Genomic DNA, 11,818 nt, shown 5'->3' on the forward strand with positions numbered 1-11,818 from the left:
ACAGCAATTCTGCGCTCTTAGCGTTGCTTTATTCAAACCAGAAAATTTGCTGGCGTTTTAGCTGCATAAATGCCAACTGCGGCGTTTCGCGTTTTACGGCATACGCTAGACTGGCGCTTGTTATCGCGGGTTCTACTTCGAGTTTCAAGCGTGATCCAGAGCGCATCATTCACACTTGCATGTTGCAACAACGACACGAACGGATGTACACGTAAACCAATCGTTTCCAGATTGACTCTCGGCCACACGGCAACTCGTGGCGCGCGGGCACAAGGGAGATTTTGATGCTGTTGGGGGACTGACATCGTGACTGGGTGGAATCGCATCTATCGCTGGGTGCATGTGAACCCGCGCCTGTTGCTGATCATCTGGCCGTTCTTGGTCGCGGTTCTGATATTGCTGCTGCTCGCCACTACGAGTATTCAGATCGTTTCCAGCACGCGCGCCTACGTCGGCGGTGAAAGCATTTGGTCGAAAGCGCAAAAAGAAGCCGTCTATCATTTGTACCGATATGCGCAATCGCATGATGACACCGACTACAACGCATTCCTGACCGCCATCGCAATTCCCGAGGGCGACCATGCCGTGCGTATCGAGCTGGAAAAACCCTCGCCAGATTTGGTCATCGCGCGTAACGGATTTCTCGCCGGACAAAATCATCCCGACGATATCGATGGCATGATCTGGCTGTTTCGGCGTTTCCGTCGCGTCAGTTTTCTCGATAAAGCGATCGAGTTGTGGGCCAAGGCCGATCCGCTGATTGCCGACTTGCATACCACTGGTGAAAAGCTGCACGCGCAAGTGCGAGCAGGCGACGCGACACCGCAATCACTAGAGCCGATCCTCGCAGAAATCCAGCGCATCAATGCCGAAGTCACGCCGTTAGCAACGGCCTTTTCCGACACGCTGGGCGAAGCCTCCAGACTCACTCAGCAAGGATTGAAAATCTTTCTAACCATGTCGGCATTATTGCTTGTCGTTGCCGGCATTTATTTGTCGCGGCGCATGCAGCGGCGCAACGATGCCTTCGAGCAGGCACTGCGCCTGAGCGAAGAGCGCTACAACTTGGCCATCAACGGCAGCAACGACGGCATCTGGGATTGGGAATTACCGAGCAACAAGATTTATTACTCGCCACAGGTCAACGATTTCCTCGGGCGCGAAGGACTCGATAGTTACACCACGACTGAAGCTTTCCTGGAGATTCTGCACAAGGACGATCGCGAGTCGGTACTGCTGGCGCTGCGTAACCATTTGACGCGCGACACGACCTACGATGTGGAGTTCCGTGCGCTGAGGAATTCAGGCGACCATCGCTGGCTGCGCATGCGCGGTAACGCGATCCGCGATACCAAGGGTCAACCGACCCGCATGGCTGGTTCGATCAGCGACATCACCGATCGCAAGCTCGCGGAAGTGCAGTTGCGTTATCAGGCCAGCCACGATGCATTGACCGGTTTGATCAACCGGCATGAATTCGAGCATCGATTGAGCTTGCTGATCGCAAAAACGCATCATCCGTGCAGCAAGCATGCGGTGCTGTATCTCGACCTCGACCAGTTCAGAGCGATCAACGATAGTTACGGTCCGCGCGCCGGCGACGAAGTGCTGCGTCAAGTCGGCGCCGTATTGCATCGTCATGTACCGGAAGGCCATACCGTGGCGCGACTCGGCGATGCTGAGTTCGGCGTGCTGATGGAAAATTGTCCGCCGGATGCAGCGCATGAAATCGCCGAAGAACTGCGCCAGGCGATCGACAGCTTTGAATTTGTCTGGCGCGAATTTACCTTCAACCTGACTGCCAGTATCGGCCTCGCGCGCGTCGGCGATGGCCTGAACTCGTTGGCCGAAATCATGAGCGCCGCCGATACCACGCGTTTCGTGGACAAGGAACGGGGCCGCAATCGCGTCAATGTGTTTATCCGCTGAAACGATGCCGTTGCGCTCAACCGTTGCACGACAGCCAATATATTTTGCGCTACGCCAGGTCCGCCACTGTTGCCGGCATCGGCATGCGTCGACGCAATTGCTGCTGCACCAGTATCACGCTGATGATGGTTTGCAGCGTTCCCGTTGCCACCGACAAATACCAGACATAAACGATTTGGAAGCTCGGCTGTCGCGACAGCCAGATCGCCGGAATCGCAAAGGTCACCAGCCGCGTCGCTGTGCTGATGAACGCCGGCCAGGTATTGCCGAGCGCCTGGAACATGCCGGAACACGTGAAGAAAATGCCGGACGCGACGAAATTCCACGAGATGATATGCAGGAATTGCGCGCCGACCTCGATCACTTTCGGATCGGTGCTGAAACCACTCACGAACCACTGCGGTCGCCATTGGCACATCAGGGTCAGCAACAGCATCAGCGCGCTGCCGATCAATGCGGCCGAACGAAACGTTTCGCGCACACGAGCTGGCTTGTTCGCACCAAAATTTTGTCCGGCAATCGGCGCCACCGAAAACGCCACCGCCACCACCGGCAGAAAAACCGCTTTCATCACGCGCGAACCGATGCCGAAACCAGCTTGTGCCGACGCGCCGAAATCGCGAATGATCCAGTAGATCACCGCCATGGAGACAAACATCAGGCCGAACTCGCAGCCTGCCGGCAGACCAATGCCGAGCATGCGTTTCCACGTCGCAAAACGCGGACGCCATAACGCGCGATCGAACGACACGTATTTTTCGAGTCGCATGAAATACACCGCAAGCATCACCACGCCGACCGCTACCGCCAGCGTGCTCGCGAGTCCCGCGCCGGCAACGCCAAACGCATGGCCAGTACCCCAGCCGGCGATCAGAATCGGCGCCAGGATGATGTTGAGCAGCAAGGTCACCATCGACACGATCATCGTCGGTGTGACGATGCCGGTGCCGCGCAATGCCGAACTCATCGCGACTATCGAAAACTGCAGCGCCAATCCCGGCAAATAAAATTTCAAGTAGGTGATTCCGGCGGCGGCGGTATCCGCATCGGCGGCGATCGAATGCATGTAGGCGCTGGCGAGTCCGTAACCGCCGAGCAGCATCAGCAGCGAGCAGACAATCGACAACACCAGCGATTGATTGAAAATCAGGTTCGCATCGCTGTGATCCTTGCGCCCGACCGCGTGCGAGATCAGCGCCATCGTGCCGACACCGAGCACCTGCGTCAGGCCGAGCACAATGAACATCACATTGCCCGCGGCACTCACACCGGCCAGTGCGGCATCTCCCAGACGCGCAACAAAATACAGATCGACCAGATAATAAAGTGTCCGGATGATCATACCGGCCGCCATCGGCGCCGCCATTTCGAGAATGTGCCGAGTAATCGAACCCTGCGTAAGATCCTTCATGCGCTCTCTCCGCGGATCTTACTGTCGGGCGACAAAAGATCAGGCAAGTCTACTCTCAGTGGTGATGACCACCAGCGCCATGCACATGTCCGTGCAGAACTTCTTCGACACTCGCTTCGCGCACATCGGTGACTTCGATCGCAAAATGCAGCGTCTCGCCGGCCAGCGGATGATTGCCGTCGACTGTTACCTCGTCGCCCTCGATCGCGGTGACCACGACCGACATCGGCCCATGGCTACCCTGCGACTGGAATTGCATGCCCGGCTCCAACGTATCGATGCCTTGAAACGCGCTGCGCGGCACGACCTGGATCATGCCTTGCTGGCGCGCGCCGTAACCTTCCTCAGGCGAAACATCCACCTCGAATTTATCGCCGGCGCTTTTTCCGGCCATGGCTTTTTCCAAGCCCGCAACGATATTTCCCTTGCCCTGCAGGTAGGTCAACGGCTCGCGGCCGACGGATGAATCGAGCACATCACCGTGACCGTTGGTCAGGGTGTAATGGAAACTGGCAACACAACGATCAGCGATCTGCATGAAAATCCTCGGCAATGGAAAATGAAACAACACGCCACGCCGGCGCGTTGAAATTACTCGGCGCGAAGCCTATGGCAGCGGACGCTGCAAAGCAATCTAAATTCCCTGTCGCACAATTATTCGCGGCGGAATTATTTGCTGCCAAAACTGAGAATCATATCGAGCAGCGCGCGCACGCCCGGTTCGTCTTGCCATTCGGTGCGCAAAAATATTCCGGTCTCGATCGGGCGGATCGGTTCAACCACCGCGACAATCGTGACATCGAGCCCACGTATGACCGCGTCAGACGGCGGTGACGGCACCAGCGCCACGCCGAGGCCGGCGTCGACCATCGCCAGAATCAAAGGAGTCGAGGTCGCTTCAAGATGGATCGTCGGCTCCAGCCCCAGCGCGAAAAAAGTCTCCAGCACATGCAGGCGTCCGGCCGACATGCGCTCGAAAACGATCAACGGTTCAGTGGCGATTTCCGCCAGCGATACCGATCTCGCATTTGCCCAGCGATGTGCACTCGGCACCACCAGACACCAGCCAACGTTGCGCCACGGATGATGTTGCAGGCTGCGCGGAAAATCGGTCGGCGTGCATGCGCCAATCGCACAATGCGACTCGCTCAGCAGCATCGAAATCACCTGCGCCTCGGCGCGCGTCGACAAGCGCAGGTTGTAGTCGGGATAATTTTTGCGAAATTCGCGCACCACATCCACCAGCACATACGTCATCAGGTAGTGACTGGCGATCAGCTGGATTTCCTTGGTCTCGCGGCGCGGCTCGAACAACCGCGTGAGCTCGTGCGCCTGATCGAGAAAGCGCACCGCCTTCTGCAGGAATCGTTTGCCCGATGCGGTCAGTTCGACATTGCCGCGGCGGCCGCGTTCCTTTTCGTACAGGCTCGTGCCGAGTGCGCTTTCGAGCGCGAGGATACGACCGCGCAATCCTTCCGAAGAAAGATGCAGGCTTTGCGCCGCAGCCTGCAAACTGCCAACACGTGCCAGCTCGACGAAGGCCGCGATTTGTTCGGTGGAAAGCGGCGGGATTCTGCGCGTCATGATCTCGCGATGGCTGTGAATATTCGACGTCCGGCTCGCCGGGATGAACATTGTGATCCATATCCCGGCGGTCGGCCAACCCGCTGCATCGGCGCGAAGACAATTCGCACTAGCCGTGACTTTCCGCCAATGACAAGCGTCCGATTCAACGCTAGGCTTGATCGATCAAGCCTCATTGTCGAAGTTAACTTGATCGTTGCCGACTTTGTCCGAGACACTCTTTTATCCAACTCCGGGGATGCCATGCTGCACTACACGCGTTGTCTGATTTTCTGCGGCCTGTCGCTGGCCACTGCTGCCGCTAGCGCGGATCCCGGAAACATAAGCGACCGCTACGCGCGTGATCCGCAGCAAAAAGTCGACGAGGCCTATTCGAAAAAGATCGCCGAGTACACCACCGCGACGATGTTCAATTCGGCGCTGACCAATTACCTGCCAGCATCCGCGACCGTGCCAACGCCAGCAAAGGTGTTGGGCGATGTCGCCGGCGCACCGAACATGTTGCCGTATACCAAGGACATCTACCGTTATTTTCGGCTGCTCGCCGACAGCTCGCCGCGCGTAAAGGTTTTCAGCATCGGCAAGAGCGAAGAAGGCCGCGAGATGATCGCAGTCGCTATCGCGGATGAAGCACTACTCGCCGATCTCAAGGATAACGATGCGCGCCTGGCCCAGCTCGCCGATCCGCGCACGATCGGCATGGACGATACCAAAGCCTCAGCGCTGGTCGCGAAAACCACGCCGGTGTATTACATCACGGGCACCATTCATTCCACCGAAACCGGCGCGCCGACCGCGTTGATGGAACTCGCCTATCGCCTTGCCGTGGACGATGCGCCGTACATCAAGGGCATCCGCAGCCGCGTCATCACGCTGATCACACCGGTGGTCGAGCCGGACGGCCGCGATCGCATGGTCGACCTGTACAACTGGCATCGCGCGCATCTTGGTGAAAATTATCCACACCTGCTGTACTGGGGACATTACGTCGCGCACGACAATAATCGCGATGCGATGGGTATGACCTTGAACCTCACGCGCAACGTGATGACCACCTATGTCGGCTGGCATGCGCAGGTGCTGCACGACCTGCACGAATCGGTGCCGTTCCTGTACGACAACACCGTCGGCGATGGTCCGTACAACGCATGGGTCGATCCGATTCTGACCAGCGAATGGCAGCAGCTCGGCTGGGACAATGTGCAGCAGATGACGCAGTTCGGCATGCCGGGTGTGTTCACGCATGGCGATTTCGATACATGGAGTCCGGGCTATCTGATGTTCATCGCAGCGATGCATAACGGCATCAGCCGACTGTACGAAACCTTCGGCAATCATGGCGCCGACACCGAGGAGCGCATTCTTTCGCCGGACGAATATTCGCGCACGTGGTATCGGCAGAATCCGCCGCTGGCGAAAGTCACCTGGTCGCAACGTAACAACAATAATTACGAGCAGACGGCCCTGCTCAGCACGCTGAATTATTTCGCCGATAACGGCAAGCAATTCCTGCAGAATTTCTATCGCAAGAGCAAACGTTCGATCGAGAAACCGGCGAACGGCGGACCCGCGGCATACGTACTCTCAGCCGAGGATGCGCACCTCGGCGCACAGGCGGAATTGCTGCGTATCCTGCAATTGCAGCATGTCGAAATCCAGCGTGCCGGCAGCGCATTCACCGCGCAAGTGATCGCGCCGCCGGAAAAGAAAGACGACAAAAAGACGGACGATAAGACTATCGAGGCCAAGGACAAATCCGCCGACGCGGTGAAAGATACCAAGCCGAAAATGATCGCGCGAAATTTTGCCGCCGGCAGTTACATCGTACGCATGGATCAGCCGTATTCGCGTATCGCCGACGCCCTGCTCGATCGCCAGTACTGGGCGCCGGAAGACGCACAGAAACATCCGTACGACGACACCGGCTGGTCGATGGGTGATCAGTTCGGCACCGAGGTGGTGCGCGTAACCGATAACGGCATCCTGAATGTTGCGGCGCAAGCCGTGACAGGAACGATTAACGCGCCCGGTGGTGTGCATGGCGAAGGCGCGATGTATGTGATCGACAATCATGCCGACATCGCGCTGATCACGTTGCGTTATGCGTTCAAGGGCGCGGATATCACGGTCGCCGAAAAAGCGTTCGATACCGATGGTCGCCACTTCAATGCCGGTGCGTTGTTCGTTCGGGGCGCGAGCGGAAAAGCCTTCGCCGACAAGCTGGTCGAACTCGGCCTCGACGCCTACGCGACAAATGCGGCGCCGGATGTGGCGACGCATCACCTGAGCGCGCCACGGATCGCACTCATGCACACGTGGCTGGATACGCAAACCGAGGGCTGGTGGCGTATGGCGCTGGACAAACTCAAGGTACCGTATAGCTACATCAACACGCAAACCGTCGCGCGCGAAGACGATCTGCGGCGCAAGTATGACGTGATCCTGTTCGGACCGGTCGGCGTCGACAATTCGCAACTGATCGTCGACGGCTTGCCGATGTGGGGCAATGCGATGCCGTGGAAAACCACGCCGCTGACACCGAACATGGGCAACATCGACAGCACCGATGATATTCGCCCGGGCCTTGGCGGCGCGGGCGTGGCGCATCTGCGCAAGTTCATCGAGCAAGGCGGATTGTTTGTCACTTCATCGGATAGCGCGAAATTCGCGATCGACATGGGCCTGGCGCCCGGCGTGTTTGTCGCGTCAGCGAAAGACTTGCGCGTGGTCGGCAGCGTGCTCGGCGCGGAAATCGTCGATGCGGCCAGCCCGGTTGCGTTCGGGTACAGCAAGAATTTCGCGCTGTACAGTCCGAATGGCATGGCGTTCAGCGTGAGCAACTTGGTCACAGGTGACGATGGCCTCGCCAATGCGAAAGATTACAAGCGTCCGACCGGACGCGGCGGCCCGAGCGAAGTGGATACCGTGCAATCGCGTGGCGACAGCGAGATACCGGCCCTGCCCTCGGCCAAACCGTGGCAAGCATTACCGTTGAACGCGCAACAGCAACGCAATAATCCGTTTGCGATTCCAGCCAGTCTGCGACCAAAAACCATTGTGCGTTTCGGTGATGCGGATGACTTGTTGATCTCTGGCCTGCTGCAAGGCGGCGGCGCACTGGCACAACGCGCTGCGGTGGTCGATGCGCGTCTTGGACGTGGTCACACGTTGTTGTTCGCGAACAACCCGATCTGGCGCGGCGAAACCATCGGCAGCTATGCGCTGGTGTTCAACGCGATGTTGAATTTCGATCATCTGGATGCGACGGAATCCGCGAAATAATCTGCATCACGCCGTCTTCGTCGCACGGGGGAGATTGACGGTAAATCGATAAACGCCATGCGCGAAAAGCGCATGGCGTGGTCGATGTCCCGAGTTTGAGCTTGAGATTTACAGCCAATCGGTAAGCATGACACCGAGGCCAACGGTATTCTGTCGATGGTTATAATCGATCAAACTGTCGCCGTAACCCGAGAACAATTGCACGTAGCCTTTCAGGTTCAGATACAGCGGAAACGTCCAGTCGAACTGCACCGCACCGTGATTGTGATCGCTGTCGAGATTGTTGCGCACGGTCAGGATGTACATGTTGCCATCGCGCTTGTACGCGGCGACCAGATCACCGTGGCCGAGGTAATGCGTGATGTCCGGATTGTCGTCGGTCTTGTCGCTCAGGCGCCACCAGCGGCGGAACTGCAACGCAAAATCGCCGCGGTCGAATCCGATCTGCGCATACACACGATTCCAGCTGCGCGAGAGCGGATCGGCCTGGCCGTTCGACTGATGATCGAACGCAAGATTTATGAAACGTCCGTGCAGACCGAACAAATCGTAATTGGTCGGGAACGCCAGAATCGCCTCGGGCTCGTAGTTGGTTTCGCGAAACGGGCGCGAGTCTGCACTGTTGTAGACCTGCCAATTACTCTGCTGCGTGTAGGCCGCCCAGAGATCGGCATGGCCGAACAAAATATCTTCGAGAATTTTGGTCTTGAAGCTGACCTGAAACTTGAGTTCTTCTTTCTGATAACCGCCTGGATCGGGGTTTGCCGCCTCATGCGTCGGCGAATACGGATGATTGTTGACGTTATCGTTGTAGACGCCGGGCAATACGTAGTTGGCGTGATGCGTGACGAAATGGAACAGGCCGTTTTTCTCGTCGGGTTCCAGTTCCCAGTGCTGCGAAACCAGCCGCCCGATCGGCGCATATTCCGGTACCGGCGGCGGTAGCCCCTGCTCGCCCTTGGGTTTTTCCGGAGACGAATTTGTATTGCCGCTGGTTTGATCGGCGGCCGCATTTGCTACCGGTTTGCCCGCGACATCCGTACCTGCACTCATTGCGTCGTAACACGCAAGCCGCTGCGAATTATCGGTTATCGCCTTGCAGTCTGCCGCACTTCCTGCGGCGATCGCCTGAGACACAAATGCAACCGGAAACACAGATACGCACAGACCAAGCCACTGTGCTTTGCTAGAGTTACAGCATGAAAGAAATTTCATCAAAGAATAATTCCGAATAGACTGTCGCGAGTCTGCCACAAACCGCAAGACGGCGACGTGACGAGCCACCTCACATTTCGTGAGTCGTCGTCTCGGTTGTCAGGTCGATATCCAGCGATCCGGTATAGTGCTGCTACGCATTCCAATTGCCATCAAGCCAGAAAAAATACCCATGACCCAACAGAATTTTCCAGTCACGCTCGCGAGCTGGATTCTTGCCGCTGTCGCCCTCGCGGCGGTCATCGTGCTGCAACTCCTGCCGGCGCTGCTCGCCGGCCTGCTGGTGTACGAGCTGGTCGATACACTCACGCCGTTGCTGCAAAAACGCCTGCCCGGCGAACGCGCGCGCTGGCTCGCAGTGGCGTTGCTTGGTGTGCTCGTGATCGGTTTGCTGACATGGCTGATTTTCGCCGCGGTATCGTATTTTCGTGGCGAGGCCGGCAATCCGGCCGCCCTGATGGACAAGGTGATGATCGTAGTGGATCGCGCACGTGCGCAATTGCCGCCATTCATCGTCGATCGTTTGCCGGATAGCGTCGAGGACTTCCGCCTCGCGGTGATGGAATGGCTGCGCGCGCATGTCGCCGAGCTGCAATTTGCGGGCAAGGAAGCCGTGCGCATTTTCATCAGCATCCTGATCGGCATGATCCTCGGCGCGCTGATCGCACTCGATCATTCGCATCAGCAACGTTCATGGCGGCCGTTGTCATCGGCGCTGATTGCGCGCTGCACGCGATTTGCGACGGCATTTCGCAACGTGGTGTTCGCGCAGATCAAGATTTCGCTGTTGAATACCTTGTTCACAGCGATTTTCCTGCTCGGCGTTTTGCCGATTCTGGACATCCATTTGCCACTCAGTAAAACCCTCGTGGCGCTGACGTTTGTGGTCGGACTATTGCCCGTGGTCGGCAACCTGATTTCGAACACGCTGATCGTCGCGGTGTCGCTATCGGTATCGTTGTGGGTCGCGCTGGCCGCACTTATATTCCTGATCCTGATCCACAAGCTCGAGTATTTTCTCAACGCGCGTATCGTCGGCGCGCAGATCAGCGCCAAGGCTTGGGAATTGTTGCTTGCGATGCTGGTGATGGAAGCCGCGTTCGGACCCGCCGGCATCGTCGCCGCGCCGATTTACTACGCCTATCTGAAAAGCGAATTGCAGCACGCCAATCTGGTGTAACGCAGCTTAGCGCGCTCGTATTGGCCACGGATTTTTTTGATGTTGTGCAGTTATTACCAAGCGGGATCGTGTCGCTCGTGTTCGCAGATCGAACAGCCGTACGCGATACAACTTAAAGCCAAGGAGCAGCATTGCCGCGAGGCGTTGCAGGCGTTTGCCGATGTCACGTGGCTGCCACCGGTCGCGAGTCGTGAAACAGGATTTCGCAACAAGGCGAAGATGGTCGTCAGCGGCAGTGTTGACCAGCCGTTGCTCGGCATACTCGGTTCAACCGGACATGGCGTTGACCTCAGCGATTGCCCACTCTACCCGGCTGTATTGAGCGCAGCCTTCGCCACGATTGCGGCCTGGATTACGCAAGCCGATATCACGCCTTATGATCTTGTTACACGACGCGGTGAGCTCAAGTACATCCTGCTGACCCTGGCGCAACACTCCGGCGAACTGATGCTGCGTTTTGTGCTGCGCTCGCAGGAAGCCGAAGCGCGCATGCGCAAACATTTCCCCGCGTTGCAGGCGACGCTGCCGCAGTTGCGCGTGGTATCGATCAACCTGCAGCCCGAACACAAGGCGATTTTCGAGGGTGAGCGCGAAATACTGCTGACTTCGCATGCGCATTTGACCATGCAGTTGAATGGTCTGCCGTTGCATCTGCGCCCGCAAAGTTTTTTCCAGACCAACGATGCGGTTGCCGCGCAACTGTATGCACAGGCACGTGACTGGAGCGACGAGCTCGCACCGGCCTCGGTGTGGGATTTGTTCTGCGGCGTCGGCGGTTTCGCCTTGCATTGCGCCGACAGCATGCGCCATGTCACGGGTATCGAAACCAGCGCCGAAGCGATCATCAGTGCCGAGCGCAGCCGCGACGAACTCGGTCTGCAGAATGTACAATTCCGCGCGCTCGACGCGACTGACTTTGTCCGCGGTAACCAGACCGCGCCCGAGCTCGTCATCGTCAATCCGCCGCGCCGTGGCATCGGCAAATCGTTGTGCGAATGGATCGATGCATCCGGCGCAAAATCGCTGATTTATTCGAGCTGCAATGTCGAATCGCTAGCGCGCGATCTGGCGCAGATGCAAGGCTTCAAACTCGTTCGCGCGCGTGTGCTCGACATGTTTCCGCATACCAAACACTACGAAATCATCACCCTGCTGAAGCGCCATACAAACCCGAATCCGCGTCAACCCTCTAGCGTTATCGCGAAATAATGTGTATC

8 protein-coding genes are annotated in these 11,818 nt (G+C 57.7%); 4 read left to right on the forward strand and 4 right to left on the reverse strand.

From position 1 onward, the window contains the following. The first annotated feature begins 306 nt into the window (after positions 1–306). A complete protein-coding gene (locus ELE36_RS10705) occupies positions 307–1,929 on the forward strand; it encodes a sensor domain-containing diguanylate cyclase (RefSeq protein WP_129833152.1) in 1,623 nt (540 codons plus the stop codon). A 49-nt stretch (positions 1,930–1,978) separates the two neighbouring features. On the opposite strand, the gene ELE36_RS10710 is transcribed toward ELE36_RS10705, so the two are convergent. From ELE36_RS10710 to ELE36_RS10720, 3 genes are all read right to left on the reverse strand, one after another. Further along, entirely contained in the window at positions 1,979–3,340 is a 1,362-nt protein-coding gene (locus ELE36_RS10710) for an MATE family efflux transporter (protein ID WP_129833154.1), read from the reverse strand. Between the two features lie 55 nt (positions 3,341–3,395). Next, positions 3,396–3,878 carry an FKBP-type peptidyl-prolyl cis-trans isomerase gene (locus ELE36_RS10715; protein WP_129833156.1) on the reverse strand — a complete coding sequence of 161 codons (483 nt, stop codon included), beginning with the start codon at positions 3,876–3,878 and terminating at the stop codon, positions 3,396–3,398. A 131-nt stretch (positions 3,879–4,009) separates the two neighbouring features. Then, positions 4,010–4,924, reverse strand: coding sequence for a LysR family transcriptional regulator (locus ELE36_RS10720; protein ID WP_165371565.1), 915 nt, complete (start codon positions 4,922–4,924; stop codon positions 4,010–4,012). A gap of 243 nt (positions 4,925–5,167) precedes the next feature. Between ELE36_RS10720 and ELE36_RS10725 the strand changes: the two genes are divergently transcribed. Then, positions 5,168–8,206, forward strand: coding sequence for a M14 family zinc carboxypeptidase (locus ELE36_RS10725; RefSeq protein ID WP_129833160.1), 3,039 nt, complete (start codon positions 5,168–5,170; stop codon positions 8,204–8,206). 108 nt (positions 8,207–8,314) lie between these two features. Here the strand turns inward: ELE36_RS10725 and ELE36_RS10730 are convergent, their stop codons facing one another. Continuing rightward, positions 8,315–9,259 carry a phospholipase A gene (locus ELE36_RS10730; RefSeq protein WP_165371566.1) on the reverse strand — a complete coding sequence of 315 codons (945 nt, stop codon included), beginning with the start codon at positions 9,257–9,259 and terminating at the stop codon, positions 8,315–8,317. Between the two features lie 334 nt (positions 9,260–9,593). On the opposite strand from ELE36_RS10730, the gene ELE36_RS10735 reads away from it, so the two are divergent. Continuing rightward, positions 9,594–10,601 carry an AI-2E family transporter gene (locus ELE36_RS10735; RefSeq protein WP_129833164.1) on the forward strand — a complete coding sequence of 336 codons (1,008 nt, stop codon included), beginning with the start codon at positions 9,594–9,596 and terminating at the stop codon, positions 10,599–10,601. Between the two features lie 39 nt (positions 10,602–10,640). Then, a complete protein-coding gene (rlmC, locus tag ELE36_RS10740) occupies positions 10,641–11,810 on the forward strand; it encodes a 23S rRNA (uracil(747)-C(5))-methyltransferase RlmC (protein ID WP_129833166.1) in 1,170 nt (389 codons plus the stop codon). The last annotated feature ends 8 nt before the right edge of the window (positions 11,811–11,818 follow it).

This window comes from Pseudolysobacter antarcticus, from assembly GCF_004168365.1.
Classification (GTDB): domain Bacteria; phylum Pseudomonadota; class Gammaproteobacteria; order Xanthomonadales; family Rhodanobacteraceae; genus Pseudolysobacter; species Pseudolysobacter antarcticus.